Raw genomic sequence first — 20533 nt, forward strand, 5'->3', positions numbered from 1 at the left:
AACATAACTATTATTTAATGAATGTTTCGTTGCAGGCATTTAGTGCTTTCTGTTTTTACGTTTTGCGTAGTTTGTTACGCGGGAACTATTTTTTAAGGAGTTATATATGCAAAGGAAAAAATTGTTGTCGGTATGTGTTGCGATGGCGTTAAGTAGCCAGACATGGGCTGCGGATACCACTACAACCGAGTCAGCAGACGAAACACGGAAATCCAGCAAAATATCATGTCCGGCAAATATTCAAATATTAAATAAAGAACAGCTTGAACATTTACCTGCAGAATGTAGAGATCTTAAAGACAGTGCCGTTTTACCCTGGGCCGCCGCTGGGCTGGCGGCGGTAGTAACTGGTGTCGCGGTCTATGCCCTACACGATGATAATAATCATCACGACGATCCGTCTCCGGTGCCGGACGATGGCGGTAATACGCCAGTACCACCGGATGATGGCGGAGACACACCAGTACCACCAGACGATGGCGGAGATACACCAGTACCGCCGGACGATGGTGACGACACACCAATACCGCCGGACGATGGTGACGACACACCAATACCGCCAGATGATGGCGGAGACACGCCAGTACCGCCGGACGATGGCGGAGACACACCAGTACCGCCGGACGATGGCGGAGACACACCAGTACCGCCAGACGATGGCGGAGACACACCAGTACCGCCGGACGATGGCGGAGACACACCAGTACCGCCGGACGATGGCGGAGACACGCCAGTACCGCCGGACGATGGCGGAGACACGCCAGTACCGCCGGACGATGGCGGAGACACACCAGTACCGCCAGACGATGGCGGAGACGCGCCAGTACCGCCGGATGACAAACCGGATCCGATCAAATTCAACAACAACGTTACCTGGGATCAAGCTGAAAAAACGGTGCAGATCCGTAATGCAACCTTTACCTACACCGAGAATGCGGATGGCAGCTATACCCTGACGGCAAAAGATGGTCGCCAGACAATCGTTAAGCAGTGGAAAGTAAATGAAGACAGCAACACGGCAGTCTTCGAAGGCGTTAACAAAGCGGGCGGAATCATCTGGAGCTACGACGACGAAGGCAAAATCCACATCACCAAAGAAGCCGGCGTGGTGGTTGATGGAACCACAGGCAACGACATCAAAGTGAGTGATGCCATTATTACCGATCAGGGCGGTAACACGGCACTGAATGGTGGTACGGTAATGACCGTGGAAGGCGATAATATTGTTCTGAACAACGACGGTAAAACCACTGCGATTGGCGAAGGTTCCGTTGTTGGTATCCTGACGGGCGATGACATCACTATCAATAACAACGGTGAAACCGAAGTCGATGGTGGTACTGCAGTTATTGTCAACGGCGATAGCACAACCATCAATACTCAGGGCGACGCGGCATTTACTCACGGTGGTACGGGTAGTCTGATTAACGGTGACGAGGCCACTATCGATAATAAAGGGAATATGACCGTCGATGGCGAAAACTCGGCAGCGACCAAAATTGTTGGTAATGACGCACTTATCAAGCAGGAAGGCGATCTTTACGTCAGTGACGCTGCACACGGTATTGACGTTACGGGGAATGGCACCATTGTCAGTAACAAAGGCAATATTACCGTGGTGGATGATAAATCCATAGGCGTATTGCTGGATGGTAGTAACGCCACGTTTATGAACATTGGTGATATTACGGTTGGCGACACGGGGCGCGAGGGAAATCCATTCGGTGTACTGATCGACGGCGACAACGCAACTTTTGTCAACGTGGGGGATATCACCACCAACAATAGCGGTACAGGGATTAAAGTTGCCGGTAAAGAAGGCAGTGTTTCACTTTCAGGTAAGATGTCTGTTAACGACGCCACAACGGGTCTGGAAGTAAACGGCAACGATAACAGCATCACGATGACAACGTATGAGCTGAGCATTGCGGGCGAAAATGCGACGGGCGTAAATTTATCTGGCAACGGCAACAATCTTGAAATTTCCGGAGATATGACCGTTGATGGTAAAAATACCGTCGGAACGCGAGTTATGGGTGATGATGTAAGCGTTCTTCAGAATGGCGATCTTTACGTCAGTGGCGCCGCGCACGGTATTGATATCCAAGGTACACGCGCCAAAATTAGCAATACCGGTAAAATCACAGTTATAGACAATGATTCGGTCGGTGTGCTGATCGAGGGCGATGATGAGCAGTTTGGTAACATTGGTGAAATTGATGTATCCCAAAATGGTACAGGTATTTCCCTTATCGGCGATCGTGAGCAGGTATCTTTATACGGGGATATTAATGTCACGCAAGAGCGGGATGACAGCGGTAACTTCCAGGGGGCGACGGGCATAAGCATTGCCGGGAATGATAGCCAGGTTACGCTGGAGGGGGATGTCAACCTGACCTCTGATATGGGTTCTTCTCCTACAGAATCTGATAACCATCTCAACGGTTTAGTGATTAGCGGCGATAATAATACGATATCGTTGAATGGTAGTTTAAATATTGAAGCCTATTCATCCTTCTTTCGAGAACAACCTGAACTGGATGGTGTGGTCGTCGCCGGAGATGATAATGTCGTTAATTTGAATGGCGGCGTAAATATATCAGGGGACACTGGTGGTCATGGTATTAATGGTATTTATGTCTCTGGTGATAGTGTGGTTAATATCAGTGGGCATTCTGTCCTGGACATCACTTCAATCCGTGGGGCAACAGGGCTTATTTATGTCACAGATGGTGGTAGCGTCGTGCTTGATGAAAACTCTGTCACTGATGTTTTTAGTCCTGTGCGTGATGCTAGCTATTATGGTGATAATTCCACGATAACAGCGGATGGTATAGGTTCCAGCGCAGAGAATAAAGGCGAGATTAATGCGTTAACAGCGAAGGAAATTATTTTCGCTATTAACGGCGCATCAGTCATTAATTCAGGAACCATCAATATTAAAACGGTGGAAAGCAGTGTGGATGATGGTAGAACGGGTGTTGTGCGCGCAAATGGAAAGAATTCTAGCGCCTCCAATGCCTCAGGAGGTGTTGTTAATATAACATCATCTCTTGCTCCATCTGGAGCCAATGGCAATCCTAATTACCCCCTAAGATGGTATTATAAAACCTACTACGCGCTTCTCGCGAGCGATTATGGAGACGTTATTAACCAGGCCGGTGCGGTCATTAATTTACACGGTGCGGGAACTTATGGCGTTTCTGCCACTAAAGGAACTGCCACCAATATCGGAGAGATTAATGTCAACGGGTTTATTCCGACACTTGATGAAAACGGGAATACCATTAGCGAAACATACTGGCAAACCAGTACTGCTTTTCTGATGGGCGGTGGTATGTTGGCGGGTTCGACCGATACTTCGGTGGGCGATGCCACAGGACTGAATACCGGAACCATCAACGTCAAGAATGAAGGTTTTGGTATGCTAGCACTTAATGGCGGTACAGCGGTAAACCAGGGCACCATCAACCTGACGGCGGATGAAAACGTCACTAAGCAGCAGGATAACCAGCTATTTGCGATGGGCGCGATTGGCAGTGGCGTGGCGATTAATGACAAAACTGGTGTGATCAATATTGATACCGACGTCGGCCAGGCTTTTTATACTGACGGTTCAGGCACCATTATTAATTACGGAACCATTTGCACGCTGGGCATTTGTGAAAATTCCGGTGAGTATAACCCGACCGATCCGGCAGTTAGCCAGGTCTACACCGGGGGCGATACTTTCAGCACTGAAGGGCAGTCAACGAATTTCGCTCAGTCTGTGGTGATTACTAACACCACGCCAGGCAGCGTCATCAACTCCGGTACGATTTCTGGCCCAGTGGTGACGGTGCTGAACGGTGAACTGGAAAATACCGCAACAGGAATTATCAATAACCTGATAAAACTGAACGAAGGTGGCGAGGTCGATAACGCGGGCACACTGAGCAATATCGATATTGATGGCGGCACGCTGAATAACGATGGCACGGTTTCTGGCCAGATAACAATGTATGCTGGCAAAAATACTTCGCAGGTGAACAATAACGGCACGATTAATAAACTGGTGCAGAAAGCGGGCGTCTTTAACAACAGCGGCACCGTCACCAGTCGCATCGACCAGCAGAACGGCATCTTCAATAACCAAAAAGACGGCATTGTAAAACATGGTTCTAAATTAACCAATAATGCAGTGGTGAATAACGACGGCACCTGGATTCTGGGCAACAGCAGCGAAGACAGTAATGCCGGGATGCTGGAAATCGATAACAATGCCGTTTTTAACAACCACGGCGAATTTATTCTCGATAACAACAAAAACGCCGTTCACATCAACCAGTCTGGCACACTCTACAACACCGGGCATATGTCACTGACGAACTCCTCCCACAACGGCGCAGTCAATATTTGGGGGGGAAACGGGCGCTTTATTAACAATGGTAAAGTGGATTCAACCGCCAAATCAGTCGTTGTCAGCGCCAGTAACGCCGCAGCTACGGACGCGTTCTTCTGGAACATGAGTGAAGGTGAGATTAATTTCGATCATGATAACGCCAGCGCCGTGAAATTCACGCACACCAACTATGTCGCGCAGAATGACGGCACCATGAACATCAGCGGCAATAATACCGTGGCGATGGAAGGGAATAATAACGCGCAACTGGTCAATAAGGGCATTATTAATCTGGGAACGGAAGGCACGACCGATACCGGCCTGATTGGTATGCAACTGGATGCCAATGCCACGGCGGACGCAGTTATTGAGAACAATGGCACCATTAATATCTATGCCAATGATTCTTATGCGTTCAGTGTGCTGGGGACGAATGGCCACGTAGTCAACAACGGTACGGTAGTGATCGCCGATGGCGTAACCGGGTCAGGCCTGATCAAACAGGGCGGCAGCGTGAACGTGGAAGGTATTAACGGTAACAACGGTAACTCCACCGAAGTCCATTACGGCGATTACACGTTGCCGGATGTGCCGAATACCACGGTGACATCGTTTGTTGATAATACAACGGGCGAAGAGAGCGGCACCAACAGCCTCAACGGCTACGTTGTGGGAACCAACGCTGATGGCAGCGCCGGTAAGCTGAAAGTAAACAATGCCAGCATGAGCGGCGTGGAAATCAACACCGGCTTCGCCGCAGGCACAGCAGACACTACAGTCACCTTCGATAACGTGGTGCAGGGCAGTAACCTGACGGATGCTGATGCCATCACCTCCACCTCTGTGGTGTGGAATGCGCAGGGTAGCACCGATGCCAGCGGTAACGTTGACGTCACCATGAACAAAAATGCTTATACCGATGTGGCTACCGATGCCTCGGTGAATGATGTTGCGCAGGCGCTGGACGCGGGTTACACCAATAACGAGCTATACACCAGTCTGAACGTAGGCACCACGGCGGAGCTTAACAGTGCGCTTAAGCAAATCAGCGGCAGTCAGGCGACCACCGTATTCCGTGAAGCACGGGTGTTAAGCAACCGCTTCAGTATGCTGGCGGATGCCGCACCGAAGGTGGGCAACGGTCTGGCGTTCAACGTGGTGGCAAAAGGCGATCCGCGCGCGGAACTGGGCAACGACACGCAATATGACATGTTGGCGCTGCGTAAAACTCTCGACCTGAGTGAAAGCCAGAGCCTGAGCCTGGAGTATGGGATCGCCCGTCTGGATGGTAACGGTTCTGACTCGGCAGGGGACAACGGCGTGACCGGCGGCTACAGCCAGTTCTTTGGACTGAAGCACCAGATGGCGTTCGAAAACGGGATGAGCTGGAATAACGCCCTGCGTTATGATGTTCATAACCTCGACAGCAGCCGTGCCGTAGCCTACGGCGACGTCAGTAAAACAGCCGATACCAACGTGAAACAGCAGTACCTGGAGTTCCGCAGCGAAGGGGCGAAAACCTTTGAACCACGCGAAGGGTTGAAAATAACGCCGTATGCCGGAGTGAAACTGCGCCACACGCTGGAAGGCGGTTATCAGGAACGCAACGCCGGTGACTTTAACCTGAATATGAACAGCGGCAGCGAAACGGCGGTGGACGGCATCGTTGGCCTGAAACTGGACTACGCAGGTAAAGACGGCTGGAGCGCGAACGCGACGCTGGAAGGTGGCCCAAACCTGAGTTATGCGAAGAGCCAGCGTACAGCAAGTCTTGCCGGAGCTGGCAGCCAGTACTTTAATGTTGACGACGGGCAGAAGGGCGGCGGTATCAATAGCCTGGCAAGCGTTGGCGTGAAGTACAGCAGCAAAGAAAGTTCGCTGCATCTGGACGCTTACCACTGGAAAGAGGACGGCATCAGCGATAAAGGCGTGATGCTGAACTTTAAGAAAACGTTCTGATTTTTAATCTGCGACACAAAAACCGCAACGCTGATACAGGTTGCGGTTTTTTTATTGTTATCCCTAAACAACCTCCTCAAGAGGTCGTTCAGGGATAACAATAAAAAGCCTCCCACAGTTGCAGGAGGCCTCTTAAAACTTATGCTGTAACAACTTCGTCAATTGCTGCTTTGGCGTCTGCCTGCGCTTTCGCCGCCATTTCCGGACCGTAGGCAATACCTTCCGCAAAGACGAATTTCACATCGGTAATACCGATAAAGCCCAGGAATGTAGACAGATACGGCGTCACCAGATCCGTCGGCCCATCTTTATGGATACCGCCACGGCTGGTAATCACGATGGCTTTTTTACCGGTTACCAGACCTTCCGGACCGTTCTCGGTGTAGCGGAAAGTAACGCCTGCACGCGCAACCAGGTCAAAATAGTTTTTCAGCTGAGTCGAGATGTTGAAGTTGTACATCGGTGCCGCAATTACGATAACGTCATGGGCTTTCAGCTCGGCAATCAGCTCATCGGAAAGGGCCAGAGCTTCCTGCTGACGCGGGGTCAGCGGCGCATCGCTCGGACGCAGAGCGCCAACCAGTTCGCCATCCAGCACCGGAATCGGATTTGCAGCCAGATCACGCACGGTGATTTCATCAGCAGTGTGCTTTTCGCGCCATTGTTCAACAAAATAATCGGACAACAAATTAGACTGAGAGTACCCTGCCAGGATGCTGGATTTAAGAACTAATACCTTGCTCATGGTGTTTCCTTATAGATGTTTGAATGGGCGATGCCCCGTTGCTTGTTGACACTTTATTCACAATCCTGCCACAGAGATAGCGCAATAAATCGAAGTCTATGTTCGAATTTATTGAACAACGCATAAAAAACCGCGATGTGGTACTCTATATCTATCATTTAAAAGAAAATTAACCAGGCAGACTACTGCCCTCTAACGTTATGACAGAACAACAAAAATTGACCTTTAATGCCTTGCAGCAGCGGCTGGATTCGCTAATGCTGCGTGACAGAATGCGCTTTTCCCGCCGTCTGCATGGTGTGAAGAAGGTTAAAAATCCTGATGCACAACAGGCTATTTTCCAGGAAATGGCAAAAGAGATTGACCTGGCAGCAGGGAAAGTCCTGCTGCGTGAAGCGGCGCGTCCGGAGATTACTTATCCGGAAAATTTACCGGTTAGTCAGAAAAAACAGGACATTCTCGAAGCGATTCGCGATCACCAGGTCGTCATTGTCGCCGGTGAAACGGGTTCCGGTAAAACTACCCAGTTACCGAAAATCTGTATGGAGCTGGGGCGCGGGATTAAAGGGCTGATCGGCCATACCCAGCCGCGTCGCCTGGCGGCACGAACGGTAGCGAACCGTATTGCTGAAGAGTTGCAGACCGAGCCCGGTGGTTGTATCGGTTATAAGGTTCGTTTTAGCGATCACGTAAGCGACAATACGATGGTCAAACTGATGACTGACGGTATCTTGCTGGCGGAAATCCAGCAGGATCGCCTGCTGATGCAGTATGACACCATCATCATCGATGAAGCGCACGAGCGTAGCCTGAACATTGATTTTCTGCTCGGTTATCTGAAAGAGTTGCTGCCGCGTCGTCCAGATCTGAAAGTGATCATCACCTCGGCGACCATCGATCCTGAACGTTTCTCACGCCACTTTAATAATGCGCCGATTATCGAAGTTTCCGGTCGCACTTATCCGGTGGAAGTGCGCTATCGTCCGATTGTTGAAGAAGCGGATGACACCGAACGAGACCAGTTGCAGGCCATTTTCGATGCCGTAGAAGAGCTAAGCCAGGAAAGTCCTGGTGATATCCTGATCTTTATGAGCGGCGAGCGGGAAATTCGTGATACCGCTGATGCGCTGAACAAGCTGAATCTGCGTCATACCGAAATATTGCCGCTTTACGCACGACTATCTAACAGCGAACAAAACCGCGTCTTCCAGTCGCACAGCGGACGGCGCATTGTGCTGGCGACCAACGTCGCGGAAACGTCGCTGACCGTACCGGGTATTAAATACGTTATCGACCCCGGTACGGCGCGTATCAGCCGCTATAGCTATCGCACGAAAGTGCAGCGTTTGCCGATTGAGCCGATTTCGCAGGCTTCTGCTAATCAGCGTAAAGGTCGCTGCGGACGTGTGTCAGAAGGGATCTGTATTCGTCTCTATTCCGAAGACGATTTTCTCTCGCGCCCGGAGTTTACCGACCCGGAAATTCTGCGTACCAACCTGGCCTCGGTTATTTTGCAGATGACCGCGCTGGGGCTGGGCGATATCGCTGCGTTCCCGTTTGTCGAAGCACCGGATAAACGCAATATCCAGGATGGCGTGCGTCTGCTCGAAGAGCTGGGCGCGATCACCACTGATGAACAGGCCAGCGCCTATAAACTGACGCCGCTCGGTCGCCAGCTCTCTCAGCTGCCTGTCGATCCTCGTTTGGCGCGGATGGTACTGGAAGCGCAGAAACATGGCTGTGTAAGGGAAGCGATGATTATCACTTCCGCGCTCTCCATTCAGGATCCGCGTGAGCGACCAATGGACAAACAGCAGGCATCGGATGAGAAACATCGTCGTTTCCACGATAAAGAGTCCGACTTCCTCGCGTTTGTAAATCTGTGGAATTATCTTGGCGAGCAGCAAAAGGCGCTTTCTTCTAACGCCTTCCGTCGCCTGTGCCGTACCGATTACCTTAACTATCTGCGTGTGCGCGAATGGCAGGATATCTACACCCAGTTGCGTCAGGTGGTGAAAGAACTTGGCATTCCGGTCAACAGCGAACCGGCGGAGTATCGCGAAATTCACATCGCCTTACTGACCGGTTTGCTATCCCATATCGGCATGAAAGATGCCGATAAACAGGAATATACCGGTGCACGTAACGCGCGTTTCTCCATCTTCCCCGGTTCTGGTTTATTCAAAAAGCCGCCGAAATGGGTAATGGTGGCGGAATTGGTAGAAACCAGCCGCCTGTGGGGGCGCATTGCTGCGCGTATCGATCCAGAATGGGTGGAACCCGTTGCGCAGCATTTGATTAAACGCACCTACAGCGAACCGCACTGGGAACGGGCGCAGGGCGCGGTGATGGCAACGGAAAAAGTCACTGTGTATGGATTGCCGATTGTTGCCGCGCGCAAGGTCAACTACAGCCAGATTGATCCGGCGTTATGTCGTGAACTCTTTATTCGCCACGCGCTGGTGGAAGGTGACTGGCAGACGCGTCACGCATTCTTCCGTGAAAACCTGAAACTGCGGGCCGAAGTGGAAGAACTGGAACACAAATCACGTCGCCGCGATATTCTGGTTGATGACGAAACGTTGTTTGAGTTTTATGACCAGCGCATCAGCCACGATGTAATCTCCGCTCGTCACTTCGACAGCTGGTGGAAAAAAGTCAGCCGCGAAACGCCTGATTTGCTGAACTTTGAAAAGAGCATGTTGATCAAAGAAGGGGCGGAAAAAATCAGCAAGCTGGATTACCCGAACTTCTGGCATCAGGGCAATCTCAAGCTGCGTTTGAGCTATCAGTTTGAGCCCGGCGCGGATGCTGACGGTGTGACGGTACATATCCCGCTGCCGTTACTTAACCAGGTTGAGGAGAGTGGGTTTGAGTGGCAGATCCCCGGCCTGCGCCGCGAACTGATCATCGCGCTGATTAAATCGTTGCCGAAACCGGTACGGCGTAATTTTGTACCCGCGCCAAACTACGCCGAAGCGTTCTTAGGCCGCGTCACGCCACTGGAGCTGCCGTTGCTCGACAGCCTTGAGCGCGAGCTGCGGCGGATGACCGGCGTTACCGTTGACCGCGAGGACTGGCACTGGGATCAGGTGCCCGATCACCTGAAAATCACCTTCCGCGTGGTGGATGACAAAAACAAGAAGCTAAAAGAAGGGCGCTCGCTACAAGATCTGAAAGACGCGCTGAAAGGCAAAGTGCAGGAAACGCTGTCTGCGGTGGCGGATGACGGTATCGAGCAGAGCGGCTTACATATCTGGAGCTTTGGGCAACTGCCGGAAAGCTACGAGCAGAAGCGCGGCAACTACAAAGTGAAGGCGTGGCCGGCGCTGGTGGATGAGCGCGACAGTGTGGCGATCAAACTGTTTGATAATCCGCTGGAACAGAAGCAAGCGATGTGGAACGGTCTTCGCCGTTTGCTACTGCTGAATATTCCATCGCCGATCAAGTACTTGCATGAAAAGTTACCAAACAAAGCCAAGTTAGGGCTGTACTTTAACCCGTATGGCAAAGTGCTGGATCTGATCGACGACTGTATCTCCTGCGGTGTGGATAAATTGATCGATGCCAACGGTGGCCCTGTCTGGACGGAAGAAGGCTTTGCTGCGCTGCATGAAAAAGTGCGTGCCGAACTGAACGATACGGTGGTGGATATTGCGAAGCAGGTCGAGCAAATCCTCACAGCGGTGTTCAATATCAATAAACGCCTGAAAGGGCGCGTTGATATGACGATGGCGCTGGGACTTTCAGATATCAAAGCGCAGATGGGCGGGCTGGTATATCGCGGTTTTGTCACCGGTAACGGTTTCAAACGTCTGGGTGACACGCTGCGTTATTTGCAGGCGATTGAAAAACGACTGGAAAAACTGGCGGTTGACCCGCATCGTGACCGTGCTCAGATGCTGAAAGTCGAAAACGTCCAGCAGGCGTGGCAGCAGTGGATCAACAAACTGCCGCCAGCACGTCGTGAGGATGAAGACGTGAAAGAAATTCGCTGGATGATAGAGGAGTTGCGCGTCAGTTACTTCGCTCAACAACTTGGTACGCCTTATCCTATTTCTGACAAGCGTATTTTGCAGGCGATGGAGCAGATTAGCGGATAACGCTGCAATCTGGTTGATAAATCTAAAACCCGGTAAGCATTTAGCGCCGGGTTTTAGATTAATTCTAAAAACGGTAAGGGCAAAATTCAGGAGTTCAGAAAAATACAATTCTCTGCTGTAAGATGAATAATGTTTATCTACAGCTTTTCTGTAAAACATATGCCATGTTTGCGCAGAGGCGGTTAACGAAATACGACTTCCTCCTTTCAGAGTGCTCCGCTTCTCATTATTATCTCACGCAGTATTCTTAAGGGAACGAGAAGGAGGAACCATGAATATTACCCCGTTTCCGACGCTTTCGGCGGCAACCATCGATGCCATAAACGTTATCGGTCGATGGCTGGCGCAGGATGATTTCTCCGGTGCTGCTCCGTATCAGGCTGATTGCGTGATCCTTGCAGGTAATGCGGTTATCCCTACTATCGACGCCGCTTGCAAGATTGCCCGAGATCAGCAAATTCCTTTACTGATCAGCGGTGGTATCGGTCACTCGACAACGTTTTTATACAGTGCCATCGCCCGGCATCCGCATTACAACACCATTCGCACAACAGGCAGGTCAGAAGCTACCATCCTGGCGGATATTGCCCATCAGTTCTGGCATATTCCGCATGAAAAAATCTGGATTGAAGACCAGTCAACAAACTGCGGTGAAAACGCACGCTTTAGCATCGCGCTATTGAATCAGGCCGTAGAACGAGTTCATACGGCTATCGTTGTTCAAGACCCCACCATGCAGCGGCGCACGATGGCGACGTTCCGCCGTATGACCGGGGACAATCCCGATGCACCACGCTGGTTAAGTTATCCGGGATTCGTTCCTCAGTTAGGAAATAACGCAGACAGTGTAATCTTTGTTAATCCGTTGCAAGGATTATGGCCAGTTGAGCGTTATTTATCGCTTCTTACTGGCGAGCTACCTCGTTTGCGTGATGATAGCGATGGCTATGGGCCACGCGGGCGCGATTTTATCGTTCACGTTGACTTTCCCGCTGAAGTCACCCAGGCCTGGCAGACGCTGAAACACGACGCTGTGCTTATTGAAGCGATGGAAAGTCGTTCACTACGTTAAAAATTGCCCGTTTGTGAAATACCGTTGGCAAACGGGCATGATTCTTTACTTTTACTTCTGCCTTTTATTCCTTTCACACTTGTTTTTATGAAGCCCTTCACAGAATCGTTTTTCCACGATGCCGTCATCTACGATGATTGATGTTTACACAGGAACAGACTTTTTTGACCGGGACGAGTCGCGTTTGCTTACTGACGAGCTTTCCCTGCTAGCTGGAATGACCAATACAGGGCCATTATCCTGAATACACCTTCAGTTGTTGTGAATGCTATTGCTCAGCAGATCGGATGCACTCCGGTATCTCTTCCGCTTCAGGGACGGCAGGCTCCGCACCTTGTATCCTCCCGTTAAATCCGGGCGACAGAGCATATCAGTGGCTCCGTTGCTGTCAGTGAACAACCAGGAATTCATACATTTGAATATGGCAACTGCATCTTGTGCAGAAGATAGAGCGTTGATTTTATTTAAGAACTGAAGGGGGGAGTATGATGTGCCTGATTTAACCTTTCAGACAAAATGGATTTTTTATGGCAGCAGGCGAGAATACTGAGCCGGGTAATACCGGCTATCACCGGTATGAAACTACCGGGGAGAACACGCACTACACCGATGTTTTATGCAGTGGAAAAGTCATCCGGTGCCGGCGGGTGCCGGTCAGAGGGATCACGCTGACGGTGGGGGTGTTCTTTGATGGTACCGGGAATAACCGGGCAAACGCAGACGATCTGCGGCTGGCGTATGCCCACTGCGCCGGTTTGGTCGGTGAAGAACGAGCCAGGGCGTGCGCGAAGTATGAAGAACACGCCAGAGAGGGGGCAGGCAACGCCAGCTGGCAGGGCGGCATCACCAATATTTCCCGGCTCAATGACCTTTACAAATCTGATACTGCCCTTGGTGAAGATGAGATGGAGGCGCAGGTGAAAGCCTACGTCAGCGGCATCGGGACGGCAGATGGGAAAAGCGACTCGTTGCTGGGGATGGGGCTGGGCAGCAGCCTTATCCGGCGGTTTGAGGGAGTGGTGACCAAGACCGATGAAGCTCTTGAGAAAATTGCTTCCGCACTGAATATATTTATCAGTCGTAACCGCGATAAAGCGGCGATCGCGAAGGTGCAGTTTGATGTGTTCGGGTTCAGTCGCGGCGCGGCAGCGGCACGGCACTTTGCCAACCGGGTGATGAACCAGGATACGGCGATAGTGGCTGCAATAGAGAACGGGCTGGATATGTCCAGATACCATGGAAAACCTGCGGGAGAGGTGCGCTTTCTGGGGCTTTTTGACACAGTGGCAGCCATCGGGAGCCTGCTGAATTTCTACGATATTAACGGACGCAGTAATCCTGGTGTCAACCTTGAGCTGCGTCCTTCCGTGGCGCAGAAGGTGTTTCAGATAAGCGCAATGCACGAGTGCCGTTATAACTTCAGTCTGAACAGCATCGCGGGGATGTGGCCGGAGCTGGCACTGCCGGGGGCGCATTCGGACATTGGCGGGGGCTACAACGCGGGTGAGGATGAGATTTCCCTGCTGACGATGCCGGACTTTGATGTGATACCGGAGAGCGCGGACGAGACGCAGACTGCGGTGTACCGTCAGGCGGAGAAGATGCGTCAGGCGCTGTTTTCACTGCCGGCGCTGAAGTACCTGATGCCACACGGTAAGGTGGAGACAAAAATGATTTCGTGGCCGCTGGTTAACCTTGACAAGGCTCGGGCTTTTATTTTTGAGAAGAAAGCCGGCGCGGCGGTGTTTATGACACGCAGGGCGGTGCCGAACGACTGGGAAAAGGTGTGTATGCGGGTGATGCTCGATGCGGCACAGGACGCCGGGGTTATGTTTGGAGATATTGACCCGCAAAACCCTGACACAGCTCTTCCTGCTGAGCTGGTTCCCCTGTGTGACAAAGCAACAGCCCAGGGGCGTGCGATCCGGCGTGGCGCAGAGCCGGAGGGCTTCACGGCGGAGGAGATGCGAACCATCGGGCGTTATCTGCACTGTTCGGCGAACTGGAACATCGACTCGGACCTGAGTCTGTGGGTGAGTCCGTCCTCGGGAGAGGTTTTTCTGCGAAACCACTATGCGCCGACTGACGACCGCTCGTTCGTGTGGCCGATGGCTCCGGGCAAAGGGTGGGTGCGGACGGTGTGGAGGATGGATGACCAGCAGCAGTGGGAAGACCGGGAGCGGGCGAACGTGGACGTGCTGGACGGACTGTTCTGAGGAGGAAGGGATGAGACGATTACCGCTGATGGTGGCCGTGCTGGGGGGCATTCTGCTTTCAGGCTGCCATGACCGCCGGGCAGGCGTGAAGACGCTGCTGGGAGACGGCGTGGAGCAGTGGGGAAAGAAGCTGCCTTACGATAACTGGAATTTTAGTTTTATATACCCGAAAAATCTGCCTGCACGGGTGACGATGGTGTACCTGGAGGACGGGGATATTCGGGAAAGTATCTTCCGTCGGTTAGATCCTATAGACATCAGTGATCTGAGTGTCGGGCGCTGGCATGATTTGATAGGAGGGTATGGCGGGTATTTTAACCGGGGAAAAGCACTGCCGGTACGAATGACGGTGTGCTGGGACTCGGTTATCGACAAGAAAGCGTATGAAACGGAGATCTGGTTCAGCCGGGAGACGTGGCAGCAGATGGCTACGGCATATCCTGATCCGTATCATCCAGGTAAACCTTACTACCGGAAGCGAATGGCTGTTGGTCTGGCTCCAGGCGGTACTGTACGGGTCTGGCTTGAGGATAACGGGAACCCATCCGTACTCCAGCAACCAGCCAGACAGTTTACCCTGACGGGGGATGATATGCTGATATGCAAAAACGTTCCCAACCAGATTGATTTCAGTTACATCAAGGCTAACGGTTACGCCCCCTTTATCCGCGATTTTATCAAGGGAAAGCACTATCCATATGGCAACTGGTAGGGCATAATGATTAGAAAACTTAAAAGGATCTTCTTGAGATCCTTTTGAGCATTAATCTGATTGTTTTAACGGGTTAAACTTCAATACCGCGAACGCGCCAGAGAAATCAGTACGCTGATTGTCGAGTAAGGGGGCAAGAGCCAGCAATTGGCTGAAATCGAAGTGGGCGTGGCGTTATGAGGGAAAAATTATTCAAAGCGATCATATTATTCTGTTTAAACGTGCTCTTGGCGTGACCACCGGTATTCTGCCGTGGAACTTCCCGTTCTTCCTTATTGCCCACAAAATGTCGCCTGCTCTAGTGACCGGTAAACATGGCTTGCATGAGTACCTTCAAACCCAGGTAGTCTATTTACAGTCATAATGTGTAAAACAGGCGGAGGCATTTTTCTCCGCCTGTATCTGTCAGAGTTTGGCGAATTTTTCGAGAGTGCGAATAAGCTGGGTAACAAACCCATATTCGTTATCGTACCAGGCGACTGTTTTCACCAGTTGTAAATCGCCCACGGCGGTAATCTCCGTTTGCGTGGCATCAAACACCGAACCGAAATGGCTACCAATGATATCGGAAGAGACTATTTCTTCATCGGTATAACCAAATGACTCGTTATTGTTTGTCGCTTTTTTAAGCGCGTTGTTCACCTCTTCGGCAGTGACTTTTTTCCCGAGAATAGACACCAGTTCGGTGACCGAACCTGTTTTCACGGGTACACGCTGCGCATGGCCTTTCAGTTTGCCGCTCAGTTCCGGGATCACCAGGCCAATGGCTTTTGCCGCGCCAGTGGTGTGGGGAATGATATTTTCTGCCGCCGCACGTGAAGCGCGGAGATCTTTACCACGCGGACCATCCACCAGTGACTGGGTGCCGGTATAGGCATGAATAGTCGTCATCGTGCCGACTTCTATTCCGAAACTGTCGTGCAAGGCTTTGGCCATCGGCGCAAGACAGTTGGTGGTGCATGACGCCACGGAAACAATGGTGTCGTTGCCATCCAGAGTGTCGTCATTGACGTTATAAACGATAGTTTTCATCTCACCGGCAGGGGCGGAAATCAGTACCTTCCTGGCGCCAGCATCCAGATGCGCCTGTGATTTTTCTGCAGAGGTATAAAAGCCTGTACATTCGACAATGATTTCTGCACCTTTTGCTTTCCACGGAATATTTTTTGCCTCTTTTTCGGCGTAAACCGCAATGCTTTTCCCATCGACGATAAGTGAGTCTTCTGTGAAATCAACGCTCCAGGGGAACGGGCCGTAGTTTGAATCGTGTTTCAGCAGATAGGCGAGAATTTTCGGTGATGTGAGATCATTAATAGCGACAACATCTATGTTGCTTTTGACCTCAAGTAATCGACGCAACACCAGTCGACCGATACGACCAAAACCGTTAATGCCAACTTTACTCATGGTTTTCTCCTGTAAGGAACTCTTGGGTGAAAATTGATCCTTTCCAGGCTTAGACCAGGATGGCGGGATGAGCAATCTACATTCGTGCAGCGAAACGTAACGTACTGAAAAAGGGCGAACAATATTTAATGAAATTTTAAGAAAAGCTGGTTATGTTAACGGAAAATTGTTTTAAAGCAGGAAATGTTATGGAAAAGAAATATTCAAGGTTACAAATTGGCATTCACTGGCTGGTCTTTTTGCTGGTTATTGCAGCGTATTGCGCAATGGAGTTTCGTGGCTTTTTCCCGCGAGCCGATCGGCCGCTCATCAACATGATCCATGTTTCCTGCGGCATTTCGATTCTCGTACTAATGGTGCTTCGTCTTGTGCTAAGACTGAAATACCCAACCCCGCCAATTGTGCCTAAACCGAAACCGATGATGACGGGGCTTGCGCATCTTGGGCATCTGGTCATTTACCTGCTGTTTATCGCGTTGCCACTGATTGGTATCGTGATGATGTATAACCGTGGCAATCCCTGGTTTGCGTTCGGTGTAACGATGCCTTACACATCAGAGCCAAATTTCGATCTGGTGGATATTTTAAAGTCGTGGCATGAAACGCTGGCAAATTTGGGATATTTCGTTATCGGGCTACATGCTGCTGCTGCATTGGCACACCACTATTTCTGGAAGGACAACACGCTTCTGCGCATGATGCCGCGTAAGCGTTCCTGACGACAATAAAAGAAAGCGCCTGTACTAAACCAGACCCGTGGTACAGGCGAAGAATACGGGTCTACATCGGAAGCATCTATTATATTTATTTGTATGACAAATAAAACCATAATTAGCCTTTATGTGTTTATCTGGATTATATTTAACCAATTTATCTTTCAGTTAAGATTGAAATCCAATTTCCTCAATTTTTGATCTCTCTAAGTGAAATCAAATCCACCCAGCGTATAACTTTTATACCGAACATAAAATTTGGTAAACAATGGAGGTTATATGAAAAAAATTGCACTTATCTTGTTAGTGGGAATGCTTGTTTCTTTTTATGCCGATGCCGGGCGCAAGCCGTGTTCTGGTTCGAAAGGTGGGATATCCCACTGTACTGCTGGTGGCAAATTTGTTTGTAACGATGGATCTATCAGCGCATCGAAAAAGACATGTACTAACTGAAAGGAAAAAAGGGGTGCCATGAGAAAATGAACCTGCCAGCCAGATGCGCGGGGAAAACTCCCCGCGCTGGCCCTTACCTGGACTTACAGGCCATGAGAGCCGCCACCTCCTTATTACCGTCCCGGAACCGCAGTTCGTAGAGCGTTTGTCGGGTCAGAAGTGTGAATGCCAGTATTGTGAAACAAATAATGAGCAGACACACCACCAGAGGGTTGCGCTTCATAGCCTTTTATCCTTGCCGGATAGCAGGTAAGAGACTAACATCTGAATTGCGAGTTTCATTCGTTGGCCTCGGTTGATAGAAATATCGGTCGGGGCCTTCGTCTTTCTGATTCCCGGTTAGCCTGAAAACAGAAAGTCTCAGGCACCCGCGATCATCCTATGTGGTTTCCCTTAGCAGAGAAATAATCACTTTACGGAATTGTGTGACGATTTCCGGCAAATTTTAATCAGATAACATAAACGACAGGATTAAATGCGAGCCAGGTTCCGATTGCAGTATGAAAAGGGGTGCCATGAGAAAATGAACCTGCCGCCAGATGCGCGGGGAAAACTCCCCGCGCTGGCCCTTACCTGGACTTACAGGCCATGAGAGCCGCCACCTCCTTATTACCGTCCGGGAACCGCAATTCGTAGAGCGTTTGTCGGGTCAGAAGTGTGAATGCCAGTATTGTGAAACAAATAATGAGCAGACACACCACCAGAGGGTTGCGCTTCATAGCCTTTCTCCTTGCCGGATGGCGGGTAAGAGGCTAACATCTGAATTGTTGGGTTCATTCGTCGGCCTCGGTTGATAGAAATATCGGTCGGGGCCTTCGTCTTTCTGATTCCCGGTTAGCCTGAAAACAGAAAGTCTCAGGCACCCGCGATCATCCTATGCAGTTTCTCTTAGCAGGGAAATAATCACCTTACGGAATTGCGTAACGCTTTCCAGAATTTCACGCAATATACCTCACAAAGCATTCTTATTCGCCAGCCTATTGATTGCGGCGCCCGATGATCTCTTAACGCATAACATGTTGTAAAAATGTGAAGTGAAAACGTTTTTGGTCGTAAGTAATTACCACCGATTGCCGATGATTCTCTCTCGGGAGTAAATCTGGAAGAGAGACAACGACCATGCATACAACACCCTCACACCGCTTAGGTTTTTTATATCACATCAGGCTGGTTCCGCTATTTGCCTGTATTCTGGGCGGCATATTACTTCTTTTTGCCCTGAGTTCAGCTCTGGCTGGGTATTTTCTCTGGCAGGCTGACCGCGATCAGCGTGATGCCACTGCGGAGATCCAGACTCGCACCGGTCTGGCAAATAGCTCTGATTATCTGCGTTCAGCCCGGATCAATATGATTCAGGCCGGGGCGGCGAGCCGTATCGCAGAAATGGAAGAGATGAAGCGAAATATCGCACAAGCGGAATTGCAGATTAAACAATCGCAGCAAGGTTATCGTACTTACCAGAATCGCCAGGTGAAAACGGCTGCAGATGAAGCTCTGAACGCTGAATTAAATCAACGTTTTCAGGCTTATATAACTGGCCTCCAGCCTATGCTGAAATATGCCAAAAATGGCATGTTTGAAGCGATTATTAATCATGAAAGTGAGCATATCCGAACGCTGGATAATACTTATACCCATATATTAAACAAAGCCGTTGAAATACGTAGCGCCAGAGCGAACCACCTGGCGGAGCAGGCGCATCAGCGCACTCGACTGGGTGTGATGTTTATGATAGGTGCGTTTATGCTTGCCCTGGTCATGACGCTGATGACCTTCATTGTTTTGCGTCGGATTGTGATTCGACCTCTGCAACATGCCGCGCACCGTATTGAACAAATCGCCAGTGGCGATCTGACAATGAACGACGAACCGACGGGGCGCAGTGAAATTGGACGTTTGAGCCGCCATCTACAGAAAATGCAGCATTCGCTGGTGATGACCGTCGGGACGGTACGCCAGGGGGCGGAGGAGATTTATCGCGGCACCAGCGAAATTTCCGCTGGCAATGCTGACCTTTCTTCACGCACTGAAGAACAGGCGGCGGCGATTGAACAAACCGCTGCCAGCATGGAGCAACTCACCGCGACGGTGAAACAGAATGCGGATAATGCACACCACGCGAGCCGTCTGGCACAAGAGGCTTCCGTTAAAGCCAGCGATGGCGGGAAGACAGTTTCCGGCGTGGTGAAAACGATGGGCGATATCTCCAGTAGCTCGAAAAAAATTTCCGAAATCACCGCCGTGATCAACAGTATTGCTTTCCAGACAAATATTCTGGCGCTCAATGCCGCCGTTGAAGCCGCGCGAGCTGGTGAGCAAGGTCGCGGATTTGCGGTTGTTGCCAGCGAAGTGCGTACACTTGCCAGTCGCAGCGCCCAGGCAGCGAAAGAAATTGAAGGCTTAATCAGCGAATCAGTTGAGTTGATTGGACAAGGGGCTGATGAAGTGGCAACAGCAGGTAAAACGATGAGTGCCATTGTGGATGCAGTGGCGAGCGTCACACATATCATGCAGGAAATTGCCGCTGCTTCGGATGAGCAAAGCAGGGGAATAACGCAGGTTAGCCAGGCGATTTCTGAAATGGATAAAGTAACACAACAGAATGCCTCTCTGGTGGAGGAGGCGTCTGCAGCGGCGGTGTCGCTTGAAGAGCAGGCGACACGATTAACTGAGGCTGTGGATGTATTCCGCCTGAAGAAACAATCGTTACCTGTGGATCAACGAGGGGCAGGCAACTCGGTTAGTTTGGCAACGGCGTGATAATGTCAAAGA

At 50.7% G+C, this 20533-nt stretch carries 12 protein-coding genes and 1 pseudogene; 9 read left to right on the plus strand and 4 right to left on the minus strand.

What is annotated here, in order from left to right; genetic code table 11:
• The first annotated feature begins 106 nt into the window (after nucleotides 1-106).
• Complete coding sequence (locus LG381_RS15075) at nucleotides 107-6340, plus strand: autotransporter domain-containing protein (RefSeq protein WP_225762588.1); 6234 nt, start codon at nucleotides 107-109, stop codon at nucleotides 6338-6340.
• A 139-nt stretch (nucleotides 6341-6479) separates the two neighbouring features.
• On the opposite strand, the gene azoR is transcribed toward LG381_RS15075, so the two are convergent.
• Nucleotides 6480-7085: an FMN-dependent NADH-azoreductase gene (gene azoR / locus LG381_RS15080; protein WP_032225131.1), complete on the minus strand. Its 606-nt coding sequence runs from the start codon at nucleotides 7083-7085 to the stop codon at nucleotides 6480-6482.
• Nucleotides 7086-7285: 200 nt separating this feature from the next.
• Here azoR and hrpA point away from each other — a divergent pair, with 200 nt between their 5' ends.
• From hrpA to LG381_RS15105, 5 genes and pseudogenes are all read left to right on the plus strand, one after another.
• Nucleotides 7286-11188, plus strand: a complete 3903-nt coding sequence (hrpA, locus tag LG381_RS15085; RefSeq protein ID WP_225762589.1) for an ATP-dependent RNA helicase HrpA — start codon at nucleotides 7286-7288, stop codon at nucleotides 11186-11188.
• Between the two features lie 271 nt (nucleotides 11189-11459).
• Entirely contained in the window at nucleotides 11460-12260 is an 801-nt protein-coding gene (ydcF, locus tag LG381_RS15090; RefSeq protein ID WP_225762590.1) for a DUF218 domain-containing protein YdcF, read from the plus strand.
• A gap of 527 nt (nucleotides 12261-12787) precedes the next feature.
• Nucleotides 12788-14476: a DUF2235 domain-containing protein gene (locus LG381_RS15095; RefSeq protein WP_225762591.1), complete on the plus strand. Its 1689-nt coding sequence runs from the start codon at nucleotides 12788-12790 to the stop codon at nucleotides 14474-14476.
• Between the two features lie 10 nt (nucleotides 14477-14486).
• Nucleotides 14487-15188, plus strand: coding sequence for a DUF2931 family protein (locus LG381_RS15100; protein ID WP_105280924.1), 702 nt, complete (start codon nucleotides 14487-14489; stop codon nucleotides 15186-15188).
• An 87-nt stretch (nucleotides 15189-15275) separates the two neighbouring features.
• Nucleotides 15276-15498 (plus strand): annotated as a pseudogene (locus LG381_RS15105) (aldehyde dehydrogenase family protein); the annotation flags it as partial.
• A 95-nt stretch (nucleotides 15499-15593) separates the two neighbouring features.
• On the opposite strand, the gene gap reads toward LG381_RS15105, so the two are convergent.
• Complete coding sequence (gene gap, locus LG381_RS15110) at nucleotides 15594-16595, minus strand: type I glyceraldehyde-3-phosphate dehydrogenase (protein WP_000048677.1); 1002 nt, start codon at nucleotides 16593-16595, stop codon at nucleotides 15594-15596.
• Nucleotides 16596-16783: 188 nt separating this feature from the next.
• Here gap and cybB point away from each other — a divergent pair, with 188 nt between their 5' ends.
• Both cybB and LG381_RS15120 read left to right on the plus strand, forming a co-directional pair.
• A complete protein-coding gene (gene cybB / locus LG381_RS15115) occupies nucleotides 16784-17314 on the plus strand; it encodes a cytochrome b561 (protein WP_010347364.1) in 531 nt (176 codons plus the stop codon).
• A 273-nt stretch (nucleotides 17315-17587) separates the two neighbouring features.
• Nucleotides 17588-17761, plus strand: a complete 174-nt coding sequence (locus LG381_RS15120) for a hypothetical protein (RefSeq protein ID WP_225762592.1) — start codon at nucleotides 17588-17590, stop codon at nucleotides 17759-17761.
• Between the two features lie 73 nt (nucleotides 17762-17834).
• Here the strand turns inward: LG381_RS15120 and LG381_RS22435 are convergent, their stop codons facing one another.
• On the minus strand, nucleotides 17835-17984 hold the full coding sequence (locus LG381_RS22435) for a type I toxin-antitoxin system Hok family toxin (RefSeq protein WP_024165206.1): 150 nt from the start codon (nucleotides 17982-17984) through the stop codon (nucleotides 17835-17837).
• A gap of 346 nt (nucleotides 17985-18330) precedes the next feature.
• Nucleotides 18331-18480 (minus strand): type I toxin-antitoxin system Hok family toxin, encoded by a 150-nt coding sequence (locus tag LG381_RS15130; RefSeq protein WP_032225140.1) that lies wholly within the window; start codon nucleotides 18478-18480, stop codon nucleotides 18331-18333.
• 400 nt (nucleotides 18481-18880) lie between these two features.
• Here LG381_RS15130 and LG381_RS15135 point away from each other — a divergent pair, with 400 nt between their 5' ends.
• Nucleotides 18881-20521, plus strand: coding sequence for a methyl-accepting chemotaxis protein (locus tag LG381_RS15135; RefSeq protein ID WP_105290232.1), 1641 nt, complete (start codon nucleotides 18881-18883; stop codon nucleotides 20519-20521).
• Nucleotides 20522-20533 lie beyond the last annotated feature (12 nt).

Origin of the sequence: Escherichia sp. Marseille-Q3837 (assembly GCF_916618735.1) — a bacterium.
Classification (GTDB): Bacteria; Pseudomonadota; Gammaproteobacteria; order Enterobacterales; family Enterobacteriaceae; genus Escherichia; species Escherichia ruysiae.

Excerpts from the sequence above, each read along its gene's own strand:
- gap (WP_000048677.1), bottom strand. The coding sequence starts at position 16,595 with ATGAGTAAAGTTGGCATTAACGGTTTTGGTCGTATCGGTCGACTGGTG.
- LG381_RS22435 (WP_024165206.1), bottom strand. The coding sequence starts at position 17,984 with ATGAAGCGCAACCCTCTGGTGGTGTGTCTGCTCATTATTTGTTTCACA.
- LG381_RS15100 (WP_105280924.1), top strand. The coding sequence starts at position 14,487 with ATGAGACGATTACCGCTGATGGTGGCCGTGCTGGGGGGCATTCTGCTT.
- LG381_RS15130 (WP_032225140.1), bottom strand. The coding sequence starts at position 18,480 with ATGAAGCGCAACCCTCTGGTGGTGTGTCTGCTCATTATTTGTTTCACA.
- ydcF (WP_225762590.1), top strand. The coding sequence starts at position 11,460 with ATGAATATTACCCCGTTTCCGACGCTTTCGGCGGCAACCATCGATGCC.
- LG381_RS15075 (WP_225762588.1), top strand. The coding sequence starts at position 107 with ATGCAAAGGAAAAAATTGTTGTCGGTATGTGTTGCGATGGCGTTAAGT.
- hrpA (WP_225762589.1), top strand. The coding sequence starts at position 7,286 with ATGACAGAACAACAAAAATTGACCTTTAATGCCTTGCAGCAGCGGCTG.
- LG381_RS15135 (WP_105290232.1), top strand. The coding sequence starts at position 18,881 with ATGCATACAACACCCTCACACCGCTTAGGTTTTTTATATCACATCAGG.
- LG381_RS15120 (WP_225762592.1), top strand. The coding sequence starts at position 17,588 with ATGAAAAAAATTGCACTTATCTTGTTAGTGGGAATGCTTGTTTCTTTT.
- azoR (WP_032225131.1), bottom strand. The coding sequence starts at position 7,085 with ATGAGCAAGGTATTAGTTCTTAAATCCAGCATCCTGGCAGGGTACTCT.
- LG381_RS15095 (WP_225762591.1), top strand. The coding sequence starts at position 12,788 with ATGGCAGCAGGCGAGAATACTGAGCCGGGTAATACCGGCTATCACCGG.
- cybB (WP_010347364.1), top strand. The coding sequence starts at position 16,784 with ATGGAAAAGAAATATTCAAGGTTACAAATTGGCATTCACTGGCTGGTC.